This window comes from Methylocystis sp. NC52PC (genome assembly GCF_055698645.1).
In genome coordinates, this window is sequence record NZ_CP170127.1 from 2257756 (window position 1) to 2271775 (window position 14020).

Here is a 14020-nt window from a genome sequence, read left to right on the forward strand (position 1 = left end):
AGTTAGCCGCCGATTTCCTCGAAAGTGATCGTTCCGCTGATCGTCACGCTATCGGCCGGCGCGGTTTCCAGCTCAAGCGTCCACGTATTGCCGGGCGAGATCACAGGCCGCTCTTCCGGAGTATAAACCTTCACGAACGGCATTCGGATGTTCCACCCGTAGACCTCGAGGTCGGTTTCCAGAGAGCCCGAACCGGCCGCAACTTGCGTCGTGTTATTGCGCTCGACCGTGCCACCATAAGCAGGATCGCCATCCGCGATCGGTTGCGGCGTCACGCTGGCGCCGCCGGAGCCTGAGGTCACCGCGCCAACGCCGCGGTTTGCCGTCAACAGGAGCATCTCCTCTTGCGCGTCGCCGACTTCGGTTGTCTGCGTCAAGGTCCAACTATGGATCACAGTCACGGCGTCGGACGGCCCTTTGATCTCGAAGAGATCCTGAAGCGCCGTCACAGCAACCGCCTTGAAGACGGCCGTATAAAGCCTGCCAGCCATAACTACCTCACCATGATGTGTTGAATTTGCTGGAACGGACTCCAGACCAACGATGCGGGGTTGTAGGCGATGTAAATGATCGGGGCGGCGCCGGCGCCGCCTGTGTTTGCGGCTCCCGTATAAGAGCCGCCGCCCGCGCCGCCATAACTTCCGCCCGTCATGCCATTGCCCGTCGAGGTCCGCCCGCCGGCTCCAGACCCGGAACCATATGCGGGCGACGAGCTGAATTCTGTACCGGCGACGCCATTATTATTCCCAGTTCCGCCGGCCGTCGTGCCATTGTTCGCAGTGCCGCCCGTCGTCGTAGAGGCATTGCCTCCCGCGCCGCTCGGCCCCGCAGCGCCGCCGCCGCCGCCGCCATTGGCGCCCGAGGCAGGCTTAACGCCATTGCCGCCCTGATAGGTCACATCGCCCTGGGAGCCCGACTGGCCGACGCCCGCAACGCTGATCGTCGCATTCGTGCCAGCCTTCGCGAGCACCGAATAAAGGCGCTCGGTCGTGCTCGGCGCTCGCGGCTTAGACCCCCATCCGTAATAGAGTTGATTGTGCCACAGCATTACATGCGACGCGCCGTCGCCTTGATAATCGTCACCATCAACCGGGTGCTGAAGCGCGTAGATCAACTTGATATCGTCCGCCGCCGCATCTGCGGTGAATTTCAGGTGCAGCCGATAATATCCATTGCCCCCAGAACCCGTCGCAAGATCGTCCGTGCTCGCCGTCAGGCTCGAATATGTAAACTGTGTCCCATTGGTCGCTTCGAGCGACGCCGTCAGCGTGGATAAATCAATGCTGATCTCGATCCATTCGCTGCCGTAGTCGTAGACAATGAAGCGGAGAAGGCGATCGCTAACCTTCTTCGCATAAACCACCCACGACATTTGAAGCGTTTGGTTCGGCTTCGTAAATTGCGTGAAGTAGCGATGCGACCCGAAAGTTCCATCCTCCATGAATTTCCAAGCGGTGCTGGCGCCATCCGGCGCGGTCTCGCCACCCGTGACGCCCGCGCCGCCGTCATCATCCCACGCCGGGAATTGATCCATCGCATTTGATTGCAAAAGCAGGTTCAGATCATTGAACCACGCATCCAACCCAGACCCGCCAGCCGGCAGAAAATAGTAATAGGTCTCCCCAGCGACGAGAGCCACATTGGCGCGGCGGCCATAGGAGCCGCCGCCGCCGCCTACGCCGCCGATCGACGCAGATTGACGGGCTGAGCCATTGCCCCCAGGCCCGATCCCGTGAACCGTATTGCTGTTGCTATTCCAGCCGGCCGGGACCGTGCCCGTTTGGATCGAGGACGAGGTCGAGGTGTGAACAATCGCGGCCATCGAGATTTACAATCCAGCGTCAGGGGTCGGTCTGGGGAGGGGTCCAGGTTTCCGCCGCATCCAAATCGCTTTGCAGCGCCGCCGTTTGGGCTTCGTAAACCTGTCGGATAAAAGCGAGCCCCGACGCGCTGATTTCGGGGCTCAGCACATCCAGAACAAGCGACCTTTCCTCGGTCCTCGACGGATTGACCGCCACAACCTCTTTAATCAGCCATCCCTCGGAAATGGCCTTGTCGAGAAGCGCGAGCATGGGCTGGCGCTGCTCAATCCCGCGCGCCAGCTCGCCCGCGCGCTTCGCGGCTTCGATATGCATTCTCTCGCCTCCAAATTTGCGGGCCGCGTGTGCGGCCCGCTCTGCGCGCCTTACAGCGAAGCCGTGTAAGTCACATTCAGCGTGTCGCCGGCAATCACCGAGCGAGACGAGGCGAAGTCGCCAGCGGAGAAGAGAACGCCTGTCGTATTGCCGTTGGCACTGGTGCCGCCGATGACGATGAAGACGCCCGCCACGGTCGTGGGGCCGGCCGTCGTGATCGAGAACGAGCTCGCCGCGTCAGTCGCTTTCGATCCACTCGACGCCGCGCCGAAAGAGACCGACTGGCGCACGCCCGACGACGCGGAGATATTCAGCTCCGACCAGCCGCCGTGCGAAGACATCGTGTCGCCGGCGGCCGCGGAACCGGCGCCCTTCAGGCCCATGTAGACGGTGCCGGTCGACCACGACGAACCCTCGAGATACTTCTCGAGCATGTCGTTCTTGCCGGCCGTGGTGACGAGGTTTTTGATCTCGTCCGTCCACTTCAGCTCGCCATCCTCGCCGCGGCACTCGACGATGTATTTTCCCTTGACGAGCATTTCCTCGGCAAGACCGGGGCGCACGATCATGCCCGCGCCGACCAGGTCGGCGACGTTCATCTTTTCCATTTTGGGAGCTCCTTTACTGGATTGCGAGTTCTATGCGGACCAGCTCGCCAGCGATGTATCGGCCCCAGCCATTCAGGACCGCTCGCGTCCTGCCGTCGATGATCACACGATCCCCCCTTTTCAGGGACGCGCGCTTCGTCGGCGGCCGGCCACCCTGCCGCATTCACTTCGGTTGGCGACATGACCAGCTTGGAGACGCCAATCTGCAGGCCGTCCGTCTGGTCGACTTCGTGCGGCCTAAAATCGACCACATGCGTCCGCACTCATTTCGGCTATGATAGGGAGGGCGAGGACAGGCGCTGCAAGGTCACATCAAGACCATGCGCTCTCAATGGCGATCGAGCGCGTCGCGGGCTTGCTACGGGGTCATAGAGCGTAGGACCGATAGTCGTTCAGCAGCGCCAGCACGCCGGGAGAGAAGGCCCCGCCAGACGCGGACCCGCCTGAAGCTCCATTGACCCAGTAATCGAACCGCGAGATCCCATCAACCGACTCCGACTTAAGAAGCGGGTCGCGAGACGAAGCGGATACTTGTTCGTGAATGGCGCGGATCGCCGCAAGCTTCAGACCCCCCGGAACCTCATCGAAGCCGGCCGTATAGAGAGCGACGATTTCGGTAGCGCACCATTCAGCAGGGCGGCCTGAAGAGTCGAGGCGCTCAACGATACCGGCGGTTTGGTCGACACGATAATGCGACGCGCCAAGCGCTGACCCATCCTCCGTAATGCTCGACAATTGGTCGACGAAGCGGCGTGATAGGATCAGCTTCTTCGCGGGACGCGCGAGATTGAAGGTCTCCAGAATGGTCTCGCGCCTAAGCGTCGGGGGCAGCGCGCCAGAGCGCGCGACGCCGCACTCGGTCGCGATCAGGTCTGAGACCTGGCGGATCATTACGTCCAGCATGGGGATGCGCGACGCAACGCCGGTCCCTAGATGCGCCACGACATCTGCTTGAGTGACGAGCCGGCGATCCTCCGCTTGCACGGGGATGGTGAACGTCATGCGCGCATCTCCGTGCCATCCGCGAAGGTCAAAACCTTCTGGCCGTTCTCGTCATAGAAGCCGACGACGCTCGGCGCGTCTTGACCGGGCTCGCCCTTGTCGCCCTTCGGTCCGCGATCGCCGGGCTTGCCGGTCTTGCCTCGGCCGGCCCAGAGCTGCCACCCGGCACCGGGGCATGGACCTGGCTCGTCGACAAGGGCCACGAACGAGCTGCCGTCGCGCATGGCGACGTCGTGGCGCTGATAGCGCTCGACTTCGTTCCATGTGCCGCGGACGACGAAGGAGCGGCCGTCGGCACCATCGGCCCCGGCTGCGGCGAGCAATATCCAATCGCCGTGCGGCGGCTCGCGGCCCGTGTCGCGGGTCGCCTGCCATGTCGCACCGTTATGCACAGCAACCTCGCCTTCATAATGCACACGGTCGATCCACGCCTTCGCAACCGACAGCTTCCCAGGCGGCCCTTCAGGCCCGCGCCCGCCGGGAGCACCGTCTTTCCCGTCGACCCCGTCGCGCCCATCCTTGCCATCGCGGCCCGGCGCGCCATCCTTGCCGTCAGCCCCGTCCTTTCCGTCTTTGCCATTAAGACCATCGACGCCGTCACGCCCGGGCGCACCTCGCTCGCCGGGGGCGCCGTCCTTCCCATCCACGCCGTACCGTCCGTCCTTCCCGTCGATCCCGTCGCGGCCGGAGGCGCCGTCCTTCCCGTCGATCCCGTCCCGGCCAGGCGCGCCGTCAGCGCCGTCGTGGCCCGCAGGGCCTTCAGGGCCGCGTTCGCCGTCCCTGCCGTTCGCGCCATCCCTTCCATCCGCTCCATCGCGCCCGGGCGGCCCCTGGAGGCCTTCGGGGCCACGTTCGCCCTGGAGGCCGTCCTTCCCGTCAATACCGTCCTTGCCGTCGCGCCCTGGCGGCCCCTCCGGGCCGCGCTCGCCAGGCGCGCCAGGCGCGCCGTCGTTGCCGTCAACCCCGTCCCGGCCGTCCTCGCCGTCGCGGCCGTCCTTGCCGTCCTTCACCGAAGCAAGGCGATCCGCGATCGCGGCATTCCACCGGGCCTCGCTCTCGGCGTAACGCGCTTCGATCGCGGCGCCGATCGCGCCCGCGCTGGCCCGGATCTCCTCGAGGAGGACCGTGACGCCGGACCGGATCTCTGCAAGCGCCGCCGCCGTGTCCGCCCTTACCCCCGCAAGCGCCTTATCGATGCGCACGTCGTTCGCGACAATCCTTGCTTGGTCCCGCGCCTCGACGACGTCAGCGCGCGCCTGCAAAGCGATCAGCGCGGATTCGCTGCGAGCAAGAATAGACTCTGTCTGGCGCTCCGCATCGAAAGCGATGCGGCCAAGCGCCTTTGCCAACGCGTCAGCGGCGGGCTTGTTCATGGAGTTCCCGCAAGTTTCTCGCTTCTCTGCAGACCGCGTCGAGCCAATCCTCTGCGCTTCGCTCTGCATCCTCTTCGCCTTCCCCTGGATTGGCCGGCGGCGCCGGGTCAGGCGAGGGAGCCGGATTGGCGGTCTGTCCCTTTTCCCACGCGCTCAAAGGCACGACCTGTTGCTGGACACGCGGCTCGGCTCCGTAGCCGCCGGGGACAGCCGGCAATTCGATCTCGCCGCGGGCTTCGTCCGGCGCATAAATGCCGCCTTGCACGCCACGCGCGAGGCCTTCGAGCATTTCTTTGAACGAAGACCGCAGCAGCGCCTTCGTGGAAAACTCCACGTATTCGTCGGGGACGCCGCGCAGCGCGAAAAGACGCCCCAACGCCTCCTCGATATGATTGAGCGCAAACCCAAGACCGGAAGCGATCCAAGACTGCATGAGCAGCTCCGTGGACGCGTAGGTTGTTCCTCCAAGCCCCAGCACCTGCAAGGGGACCCGAAACGCGAGGGCGACATTTTGGTCGCTCATTTTCATGGTCTCAGCGAGCTGCGCGTCATGCGCGCTTGTCGAGATCAAATGCGGCTTCAGGCCACCGCTCAGAATAGGCGTCCCGCCGGCGTTGGCCCCCTGCGTTTGCTCGTTCCACTTCTCTCGGAGCAAGGCGACCTGCTCGCGATTCAGAAGCTGATCTGAAGAGAGCACGAAGGATGGCCGCGCCTGGTTCGTAAAGAATGCGACCTGTTGCTGAAGGGCCGCGTTGCCAGCCGCGATATCCAGCGCCGCGGCCATGATCGGACTGTCGCCCCTGAGGGGGTCGCGCGGCGTATGCAAGCGGACGTGAAGCACATCGCGCGCCGGGACCGCCGCGAGGCTCCCGAAGCGGCGATCGATGATCTCGTTCCCGCCGAGGGCGTAGAAGATTTCGCCTTCCTCGGCTACGCGCGCGTAGCATGCGCGCGGGTGCATCAGGTGCAGCTCTGATATCTCGTAGCGGTCATTCCTCAGCGCCAGCGCGTAGGCGTTCCCGTCGCTGTAGAGGCCGCGCGTCAGATTGAGCATGAAGTCCGAAATCGACTGGTACGAATTCGGCTTCCGCAAGACACGCGCCAGGGCAGAATTGGGAACGCGCTCGCGCCCGCCGTTTGCGCCCAAGCGCCAGTGATCGCCGGGACACATCGCGACGGTCTGAGAATAGGCCCCTACGCACGCCTCGACCATGGCGGATGCTGATGCATATGGGATCGGGTTCTTCCCCATCTGCCACCAGTTCATTGGCGTCCCTGGCGGGAGCCATCCGCTGCTCAGGAAATAGCCGCCCCAGCCGGACGACTTCTTCCTGAACGGGTGCAATAGGCGCGTGAGAAGGCCCACCGGCTCACTCCGATTTCTGCTCGCGAGTCACATAGCCCTGCGGTTTTTGATCGGCGGTGGGCTTCGCTTCCTTGTTGGCGGCCGAGCCTTTCGAGGCCTGCTGCTTCGCCTCGTTCTTTTCCTTCGCCTCTCTAAGGACGGCCTGCTTTGCGCGCTCGGCTTCGACATCGACGCCTCGGCTCATCGGGGTCTGATTATTGATCGCGACCGCGACGCCGCTATTGTGGCGCAGCAAGCCCGCTTCATCCGGCGCGCATTCATTCGGATCGGCGGCCGCGCCGTTTTCGAGAACATACCAAGTCTCTCGCATTTGCTTTTCCTCGCGGCATTCAAGGGCGACCAGAGCCGCCCCCGAAGAAATTACTTGCCGTCGTCGACGGTCACGACGAACGCGCCGCTCTTGGTGTTGCCGCCTTGCGCGATGACAATCTTCACGCGATCGCGGCTCAGCGCGACGCGATCGTTGACCGCGGTGCCGCCCGACGCGAAGAGCGCCGCAACGCCAGCCGTCGAATGCGTCGGCGCCCGCGGATTGCAAACCTTCGCGGCGTTGACGTCGCTTTCCGCCCAGATGGTGCGCCCAGTCGCCTCGCCGGTGATCGTGAAGTCGACGCCATCGGCGAAGTCGGTTTTCAGGTATTCGATCGAGTGGATATAGCCCGAAAGGAAGGGGGTATAGGCGGTAGCCGCGCCACCGGCGTTCGTGGTCACAGGAACAGAGAACCTGCGGATCATGGACGTTAATCCTTATCTGTTGGGGTATTCGTGATTGCAGGATACGGCGCACGCCAGCCCGGCGCGCGCCGAGTAGTCAGAAATCAGATCACCAAGTCGTGGTGTCGATCCACTGCACCACGCCGCTGCGGCGCATCTTCCAAGACACGTCCATCAGCATACGAACGCCGATGGTCGCGGTCTGGAAGAAGCTGCGGACAGGGTCCGCGGCCGTGGGACCGGAGCCGGAAACGATCTCGGCCGGGCTCGTGTCCTCCATGTGGACAGTCGCCTGCTCGGAGATGTCGAACTCCGGCGCGTCGCCGAGCGCGGTCGCAAAATCGCTATTGCGAATTGCGATCAGGCGATTGGCAGTCGCGTGCGTCGACTCGACAACGGTCAAACGGCTCATGAGCGGGTCGGCCCAGCCAAAGCGGCCGTCTCCGGGACCGGGCATCATCGAGAGCGCAAGGCCCTGCGACGGGTGCATAACCACGGTGATATTGTCGGCCGCATTGGCGGTATAGAAGGGCGCCAAGAGAGCCTTGAAGTCCTCGACAACCGCCGTGAAGTCGCCACCGCCGTAACCGACCGCAGCGGCGGCAACGCCGTTGAGGAGGCCCGCCGGACGCGCAGTGCTCGCTGCCGTGGCGTCTAGGATCGCCGCGTCGAGAACTGACGCGGTGTCCTCGAGGATCGCCTGGCGCACGAGGGCTTCGATCGTCGGCGTAGAGCGCTTCGCCAGTTCCCGAGTGAACGGGACGATCACGCCGAGCTTCTTCGGCGTCATGGTCGTTGCCGCCGTGGTGATCCGACCAACGCGGATCGGATCGCCTTCCGCCACGAAGCCGCCGCCGGCGCCGCCGGCTGTCCGGCTGGGGATGCTCGCCGGTGGCCTGACGTCGCACAAAGCCCGGTCCATCCTCGGCATGCTCGCCAAAGACCAGCCTTCGCGTTTCGTCGGAAATATTGAGCGACTTCATGAGAGACAGCGCCGCCGGATTTGCCGGGACAGACACAAGGCTGGTCTCTAGAAGCTCCTGCTTTTTATAGGTCTGCGGACCCCAGGGGCGATCTGGGTCTTTCGGCTCCGCCTCAATGGGCTTGAAGCCTACCGACACCGCTCGCAAAATTCCTTGCTCGACAAGCCGCCGCAGCTCGTCGATGCGCGGCGACGTCCCTTCCTTCGCGAAGATTAGGCGCCCAACCAGACGCCCAGCCTCGACGCGGACATTGTCCCACTTGCCAATGGGTTGATAGGAGGAATGACCGAAGAGGGCGATAGGATTTCTCTTAAATCGCTTAAGATCCCAGCCGTTCGGATCGACTGTATCGCCATAACTATCGACAGTTCCATCCGATAAAACGAACTCGTGGTTCGGCCCCACCTCGGATACGGACTCTTTGAAGATTTGTGTCATTTGCTCTTACCCGTATCAGCCGATCATTGCCGCAACGTCGAAGGCCGCTTCACACTCAAAATTCGCCGTCGCCGCGCCGGTCGCCATGGTCAGCGAGACGAGCGGGTCGATGCGCTTGACTGCCTTGCGCTTCGAGAACCAGCGGTTCCCAAAAGGGTCCTCCTCCGTCGTCGCCGAGGCGAAGGCGGATATCAGAACCGGATTCTTCTGGATCGTAATGCGGCGCTCGAGGATCAACGTCTCGAGCATCGCGAGCGAGCCGGGCATCCAAAGGCCTTGCGGCGGCTCCTTGCCGGCGGCGCGCGCCCCATTCACAATCTCGTCTGGCGCGGCCGCGCGGCGCTTGCCCCCCTGCGGGTGCTCGATCTTCCTGGAGACCGACCCGAGGTCGTCAAGGTGTTCCTCGAGCTTGCGATAGGCGTAGCGGTCATAAGCTAGCCAATCGAGCCGGAACTCAGTCTCGACCTCGACAATTCGTGCTGCGACAAAGTCCAGCCGGATTTGCCGGCCGGGCGGCGCCCTGAGCCATTTCTGATCGCGCCAGACCTCGTAAGGAGCCTTGTCGCGTAGCGCTCGCTCCGCGAGCGTGTCGCCCGGCGTCCATGTATCGCACCAGGCGTGGAACGTCGGCAGTCGAACCATCTCGGTGGTTGTCGAGCCATCTTCAAGCTTCCGCTCGCGCGGCAGATCGACCTCACCGGTCTGGCAAACATATGCGAGTGAAGTAAGATCCTGCGACCCTGACAAATCGGCACCTGCGCAAACGCGCTCGCCGGCGAACTGGTTTGGGTCGAACTCCTCGAGGCATTGCTCAAGCGTTCCGCGCGCCATCCACGCCTTGTCGGCATCCGTCCAGACGCAGAAGTGTAGGCGTAGGATATTGTTCGCCTTGCCGGGGATCGCCTTGGCCTGGCGCACTACACCCTCCAGGTAATCCTTCTTCAGGATCCTGCCCAAGAGCGGGTTCACCTTCGGCCAACACGACTGGTCCTCAAGTGGATCGTCGCCATTGTCGAGCGCGCAGACATAGGCGAACGTGTCGTCATAAATTTCGAGGCAGTTGTCATCACCCACGTAAGACAGGTCCTCGCCGGCGAGGCCCTCGAGGAGTGGGTTCCCGGAGGCGGCACGGATGGCGTGGACATGCTCCTCCCAGCAGACAGAGTTGCGATCTGTGCCGCTGTTCGTCGTCATCGCGAGCAAGGGCTGGCGCCGAAACTTGAACCCGCGCTCGAGCATCTCGATCACGGATCCATCAGGATGCTCATGGACCTCGTCGCAAAGCGCGAAGTGAGGGCGCGGACCCGACTTACCGCCTTCCTTCGAGATCGGCCGAAAGAAGGACCCGCGCTCGAGATAGGCGAGGTTCCAGACCATCGGCGCCTGTCCGGACGTCTTCACCCGAGCTGCTAGGGCAGGGGACTGCTCGACCATCGCGACCGCGTCCCGGAAGAGGACCATCGCTTGATCTTTGTCCTTGCCGGCGGCGTAAATCTCGGCCCGGTCCTCAGCGTCGGCGATCAGCCCGTAAAGGCCGATCCCTGCCGCCATCGGGCTTTTGCCGTTCCCCTTGCCCTCCTCGTCGTAAAATCGGCGAAAGCGCCTGGTCCCGTCGACGCGCTTCCATCCGAACAGCGACCCGATACGGAATTCCTGACTTGGATCCAGCGCGAAAGGCTTGCCTTCGAACTGTCCGCCGTTCAGCCGGAGGATCTCGGGGAAAAAGTCCAGCGCTCGCTGTGCAGCCGCAATATCGAACCAGAGCCCGCGATCGGCGCCTCGCTCCAGGTCGTCGAAGTGGCGCCGGCAGGCGTTCCTGACATGGGGCCCGGCGACGATCGACCCTGACAAGACGGCCACCGCGTAGGCGGAGACCGGGTCAATCTTTCGTGAACTTGTCGAGCGGGTTGTTCTTCGTCGAGTTGCCTTGCTCGCCATTCACCCTCGCGCGGGCGGAGGGTGTCATGCCGAACTGCTCGGCATATCTGACGACGTCCGCCGCCGCTTTGTTTGCAATTCCAATCAGTGGGTTAGAGATTAGATTCCCTTTCGCGCTCCTGATCATCAGGCCGCGGAAAACCTCATCAACCGCCTCCATTTCCCTGAGCTTGCGGGTCGTGCGGACCCAAAGGCCGTACGATGCGCAGTAGGCAACGAGCGCCGCACGATCGATCTCCGAGAGCAGGCCCAACCGGTATAACTCCAGTGAGACGCGCCCCCATTCCAATTTGCCGTCGTCGCAGAGTTCCTTCGGGACAGAAGGGACCAGGATCTCCGGCTGCGGTTCGTTCTTTGGCAGCGGGCGCTTTCCCGGGTTGCCCGTAACGAGCTTTAAATGGCTTGGCTTCGGCTTTTTTCCTCTGGGCGCCATAAATTCCATTTCTGATCCAGAGCGGCCTGCGGAGTCCGTGGATGCGTTTTCCGATCTCCCGGCGACGTGCGGGCCCGAAGGGGAATTTCGCGCAACGAACGCAACTGCATGCTGGCCCCAGATAGGCACTGCGCAATTCGCGGAGTTGCGCGCGTCGGACCCTAGCCGGTAGACGCCCCTTCCGGCGCTACTTTTGGTCCCTCCCCCCCGCCTATTCGAACGGCCAGCCGTCTACCCCTGTTTCGACCAGAGGGCGCGCCCCATTGCGCTCGCGCCTGTTGCGTACCGTCTTCCTATTGTTGCAGCCTCCAAGTCCTCCAGCTCCATTGCCGCCAGATCTGGTGCACAGGAGACGCAGGTTCGCCTTGGACCAATCTTCGCCGCCGTCCCGCCGCTCAACCGTGTGGTCGAGGGTCAGCTTGACGGGCGACGCGTCGTCCTCGAGCGTCTTGCCGCATTCCTCGCAGCGTCTGCCTCGCTCTTCGATGATCTGGGAGCGCAAGGCGCGCCAAGCAGGGGTAAGGTAGAAGGCGTCGGTTCTTTTCTGGCCCGTGCTATTCGAGCCCATTGCCGCCCGTTTCATGCAGTCACCCGTAGACGATCACTGCCGCGCAGATTGCACAGGACACAACGCCGCGTCGTCTTTCCCAGTGTCTCGTTGACAGAGATCGTGGCCGCGCCATGTGAGGCGCTGTTGCCGGTTGTGCGGCGACAGGAGATCCCTCATGATCCGCCTGATGCTTCAAACGAGCCTCGCAGGCGCGGCGATTTTCGCCGGCGCGTTGCTTGCCCATGCCCAACCCGTTCCTCCGGCTGGCCCTCCCGCGCAGGCGACGCCAATACCGGATGACCGGGGCGGATCTGTGGATGTTCCGGCAACGCCGCCTCCTCCGGTGCTGCCCGCACCGGATGACGACGATGTTGACGAGGACTAGCTTTTTTGGAGCGAAGGAGCCCCGCGCTTTCTCTGGCGCGGGCCATCCGTGCTGCGCATCGGAGGAGGTGTCATGAGCAAGCGCTTTCATCTGGCTGCGGCGGGGGCATCGTTCGTCGCGTTTGCAGCCGCCTTCGGGAACTTGGCTGCGCCGCCCGCGCGTGCTGGACATGATTATGAGTTCTCAGCCGAGGACAAGGCAGCGTTCACGGACGCGCGCATCGCTGCGTTGAGGGCGGGTTTAAAGCTCACCCCTGCGCAGGAGAAGAATTGGCCGGCGCTCGAAACAGTACTTCGTGACGTAGCCAAGGCGCGCTCGGAACGCATGGAGAAGTGGCATGAGAAGGCTAAGGAGGGCGACAAGCCTTCCAATCTGATCGAGCGTCTCCACGATCGTGCCAAGATTATGTCGGCGCGCGCCGGCGAACTCGATAAAATCGCAGAAGCTGCGAAGCCCCTTTATGACAGCTTAGATGATGCCCAGAAGCGTCGCCTGAACATTATCTTCCACGCAGCCATGCGAATGCACGGTCACATGGGTCATATGGGCATGGGACAGATGGATCGAGATGGAGGCGAGCACGACGATCGAAGAGAATAAACGCCTCCGCCTGTATCAGGTTGGCGCCCGGCGGTCGCATTGTGGTCGACCAAGACGATGAACCGCCGGGCTTTGGGCAAACAGGTCGCGTACCCACTTGCCCGGTCGAGCGGGAGGGATCAAACCACGTCCGCTCGAAGCGCGTTACTATAGGCGAAGACCGCTGCGTGTTTAGTATGCCTCGGTTAACGTGTGAGGCCGGCGATGGCCTGCCGAGTCGTGAGGAGTGATTGCCCGGCAACCATGCCTTTCCACCAATCATTGTCGCAATAAAACGCTGCGCGCATTTGAACCTTTATTTCTCGACCCCTTTCTGAAAGCGGTTCGTCATAAGCATGTAGCCAGGCGTCGGCGCGAAGCGCCTGTAAGACTTGCGCTAACTCGACCGTGCCGACCTCGAACGCGATGGCAGTGAATTCAGTCTCAGGGAGGAGCGCGAGTGATCCACTGAGGTTATCGCCGCTGATATCCTTGGACGCCGACGTGCCAGCCTTTGTAGAAGTAATACCTGCACCCAACCAAGACGCAGCACGGTCGTATTCGGCGGTTTGCGGTGGAAAGACGCTTATGCGCTCGGCATAGCCACAAGGTCCGAGCCCCGTGTGGTAGTCAATGACAGCCACCCGCTTTGCACGCGCCAGATACTTCTGAAATATTGCGGTCTGTGTGCGCCGGGACCACGAGACGCCGCTGCCGCCGAAAAACAATCCAAGCGGATGCTTATATTGCCCGCCAGTCACTGAGGCCCCGTTGGCCCCTCGTGCCGCTTGCCAGTCCGAGAACTTGTCGGCGGTCCGCCGCTGTGCCTCTTCAGTCCATTCTGTGGGCACAAGATCGTCGGCAAGCTCGTCATAGCCCGGGTTCGGCGGAAGGGGCGCGGTAAAGTCGATCCAATTGCGATTCAGGTCGACGTTGTCCTCGTTAACCCGTCGGGTCCAGGCGAAGCCGAATGGATTTATGGCGTGGATTAGCAAAGCGCCGGCGTCAGGAAGAAGATTTCTAAATTCTTCGCGCCGCAGCCAATCGACTTGAGCGCCAGAGCCGCAATAGCCCTCGACCCCATGAGTGCCGCTAATCAGCAAAAGAACATTGCTTGCGTCAGGAGGACCGAACCAGGCAACGTCGGTGGCAAGCTGCTCTCCGTCTGGACCAGAGGCGGGATTCACATAACTCTCGGTCACGAGACCGGTAGCTGCTCCGAGAAATTTTTCGCGGGCCTCCAAATAGGTGCGGCCGAACGTGTCTGTATCGAGCATGATTTCCGATCCTAAAGGTCGGCGTGAGTCCTATCTACAATGCTTTCAGCTTATATGACGGATAGAGTTTAATCCACTGGCTGATGCTCGGTTACAGCTGGTTCCTGCGCGGTGCGACGCCAGCGACGAACTTCGGCGAATACCTTGGGCGCGAAGTGAGCCTGATTTTGTCCCACTGTGCAAGGGGACACCGACCTCAGTGACTGATTGTACATCGAGGCCAAGCGCGAAATAATCGC

16 protein-coding genes and 1 pseudogene are annotated in these 14020 nt (G+C 62.6%); 2 read left to right on the forward strand and 15 right to left on the reverse strand.

Annotated elements, in window-relative coordinates:
* Nucleotides 1–2 precede the first annotated feature (2 nt).
* The 14 genes and pseudogenes from ACETII_RS12845 to ACETII_RS12910 all read right to left on the reverse strand — a co-directional run bounded on the left by ACETII_RS12845 (nt 3) and on the right by ACETII_RS12910 (nt 11573).
* Complete coding sequence (locus ACETII_RS12845) at nt 3–491, reverse strand: hypothetical protein (protein WP_472785745.1); 489 nt, start codon at nt 489–491, stop codon at nt 3–5.
* Between the two features lie 2 nt (nt 492–493).
* Nucleotides 494–1582, reverse strand: coding sequence for a phage head spike fiber domain-containing protein (locus ACETII_RS12850; protein WP_472785746.1), 1089 nt, complete (start codon nt 1580–1582; stop codon nt 494–496).
* A gap of 259 nt (nt 1583–1841) precedes the next feature.
* On the reverse strand, nt 1842–2135 hold the full coding sequence (locus tag ACETII_RS12855; RefSeq protein WP_472785747.1) for a hypothetical protein: 294 nt from the start codon (nt 2133–2135) through the stop codon (nt 1842–1844).
* 50 nt (nt 2136–2185) lie between these two features.
* Nucleotides 2186–2734, reverse strand: a complete 549-nt coding sequence (locus tag ACETII_RS12860; RefSeq protein ID WP_472785748.1) for a hypothetical protein — start codon at nt 2732–2734, stop codon at nt 2186–2188.
* 375 nt (nt 2735–3109) lie between these two features.
* Nucleotides 3110–3745 (reverse strand): hypothetical protein, encoded by a 636-nt coding sequence (locus ACETII_RS12865; RefSeq protein WP_472785749.1) that lies wholly within the window; start codon nt 3743–3745, stop codon nt 3110–3112.
* A complete protein-coding gene (locus ACETII_RS12870; RefSeq protein WP_472785750.1) occupies nt 3742–5118 on the reverse strand; it encodes a collagen-like domain-containing protein in 1377 nt (458 codons plus the stop codon). Before ACETII_RS12870 ends, ACETII_RS12865 begins: the two co-directional genes overlap by 4 nt.
* Nucleotides 5099–6385, reverse strand: coding sequence for a phage portal protein (locus ACETII_RS12875; RefSeq protein ID WP_472788164.1), 1287 nt, complete (start codon nt 6383–6385; stop codon nt 5099–5101). The genes ACETII_RS12870 and ACETII_RS12875 overlap by 20 nt, the downstream gene beginning before the upstream one ends.
* A gap of 103 nt (nt 6386–6488) precedes the next feature.
* Entirely contained in the window at nt 6489–6794 is a 306-nt protein-coding gene (locus tag ACETII_RS12880; RefSeq protein WP_472785751.1) for a hypothetical protein, read from the reverse strand.
* 50 nt (nt 6795–6844) lie between these two features.
* Nucleotides 6845–7219 carry a hypothetical protein gene (locus tag ACETII_RS12885; protein WP_472785752.1) on the reverse strand — a complete coding sequence of 125 codons (375 nt, stop codon included), beginning with the start codon at nt 7217–7219 and terminating at the stop codon, nt 6845–6847.
* 88 nt (nt 7220–7307) lie between these two features.
* The gene (locus ACETII_RS12890; protein ID WP_472788165.1) at nt 7308–8129 is read right to left on the reverse strand and encodes a phage major capsid protein; all 822 of its coding nucleotides are present in this window, start codon (nt 8127–8129) and stop codon (nt 7308–7310) included.
* Nucleotides 8130–8202: 73 nt separating this feature from the next.
* Nucleotides 8203–8619: pseudogene (locus ACETII_RS12895) on the reverse strand (HK97 family phage prohead protease); the annotation flags it as partial.
* A 15-nt stretch (nt 8620–8634) separates the two neighbouring features.
* Nucleotides 8635–10557, reverse strand: coding sequence for a terminase large subunit (locus ACETII_RS12900; RefSeq protein ID WP_472785753.1), 1923 nt, complete (start codon nt 10555–10557; stop codon nt 8635–8637).
* The gene (locus tag ACETII_RS12905) at nt 10499–10999 is read right to left on the reverse strand and encodes a phage terminase small subunit P27 family (protein WP_472785754.1); all 501 of its coding nucleotides are present in this window, start codon (nt 10997–10999) and stop codon (nt 10499–10501) included. Before ACETII_RS12905 ends, ACETII_RS12900 begins: the two co-directional genes overlap by 59 nt.
* Before the next feature lie 202 nt (nt 11000–11201).
* Entirely contained in the window at nt 11202–11573 is a 372-nt protein-coding gene (locus ACETII_RS12910; protein WP_472785755.1) for an HNH endonuclease, read from the reverse strand.
* A 142-nt stretch (nt 11574–11715) separates the two neighbouring features.
* Between ACETII_RS12910 and ACETII_RS12915 the strand changes: the two genes are divergently transcribed.
* Nucleotides 11716–11925, forward strand: a complete 210-nt coding sequence (locus ACETII_RS12915) for a hypothetical protein (protein WP_472785756.1) — start codon at nt 11716–11718, stop codon at nt 11923–11925.
* Nucleotides 11926–11997: 72 nt separating this feature from the next.
* Complete coding sequence (locus ACETII_RS12920; protein WP_472785757.1) at nt 11998–12525, forward strand: Spy/CpxP family protein refolding chaperone; 528 nt, start codon at nt 11998–12000, stop codon at nt 12523–12525.
* A 185-nt stretch (nt 12526–12710) separates the two neighbouring features.
* Here ACETII_RS12920 and ACETII_RS12925 read toward each other — a convergent pair whose 3' ends face one another.
* Nucleotides 12711–13781 (reverse strand): M14 family metallopeptidase, encoded by a 1071-nt coding sequence (locus tag ACETII_RS12925; protein WP_472785758.1) that lies wholly within the window; start codon nt 13779–13781, stop codon nt 12711–12713.
* Nucleotides 13782–14020: the final 239 nt, after the last annotated feature.

Bases quoted from the DNA above. Each gene is read 5' to 3' on its own strand.
- ACETII_RS12845 (WP_472785745.1), bottom strand. From the start codon at position 491: ATGGCTGGCAGGCTTTATACGGCCGTCTTCAAGGCGGTTGCTGTGACG.
- ACETII_RS12855 (WP_472785747.1), bottom strand. From the start codon at position 2,135: ATGCATATCGAAGCCGCGAAGCGCGCGGGCGAGCTGGCGCGCGGGATT.
- ACETII_RS12860 (WP_472785748.1), bottom strand. From the start codon at position 2,734: ATGAACGTCGCCGACCTGGTCGGCGCGGGCATGATCGTGCGCCCCGGT.
- ACETII_RS12865 (WP_472785749.1), bottom strand. From the start codon at position 3,745: ATGACGTTCACCATCCCCGTGCAAGCGGAGGATCGCCGGCTCGTCACT.
- ACETII_RS12870 (WP_472785750.1), bottom strand. From the start codon at position 5,118: ATGAACAAGCCCGCCGCTGACGCGTTGGCAAAGGCGCTTGGCCGCATC.
- ACETII_RS12875 (WP_472788164.1), bottom strand. From the start codon at position 6,385: ATGAACTGGTGGCAGATGGGGAAGAACCCGATCCCATATGCATCAGCA.
- ACETII_RS12880 (WP_472785751.1), bottom strand. From the start codon at position 6,794: ATGCGAGAGACTTGGTATGTTCTCGAAAACGGCGCGGCCGCCGATCCG.
- ACETII_RS12885 (WP_472785752.1), bottom strand. From the start codon at position 7,219: ATGATCCGCAGGTTCTCTGTTCCTGTGACCACGAACGCCGGTGGCGCG.
- ACETII_RS12890 (WP_472788165.1), bottom strand. From the start codon at position 8,129: ATGCCGAGGATGGACCGGGCTTTGTGCGACGTCAGGCCACCGGCGAGC.
- ACETII_RS12900 (WP_472785753.1), bottom strand. From the start codon at position 10,557: ATGGCGAGCAAGGCAACTCGACGAAGAACAACCCGCTCGACAAGTTCA.
- ACETII_RS12905 (WP_472785754.1), bottom strand. From the start codon at position 10,999: ATGGAATTTATGGCGCCCAGAGGAAAAAAGCCGAAGCCAAGCCATTTA.
- ACETII_RS12910 (WP_472785755.1), bottom strand. From the start codon at position 11,573: ATGAAACGGGCGGCAATGGGCTCGAATAGCACGGGCCAGAAAAGAACC.
- ACETII_RS12915 (WP_472785756.1), top strand. From the start codon at position 11,716: ATGATCCGCCTGATGCTTCAAACGAGCCTCGCAGGCGCGGCGATTTTC.
- ACETII_RS12920 (WP_472785757.1), top strand. From the start codon at position 11,998: ATGAGCAAGCGCTTTCATCTGGCTGCGGCGGGGGCATCGTTCGTCGCG.
- ACETII_RS12925 (WP_472785758.1), bottom strand. From the start codon at position 13,781: ATGCTCGATACAGACACGTTCGGCCGCACCTATTTGGAGGCCCGCGAA.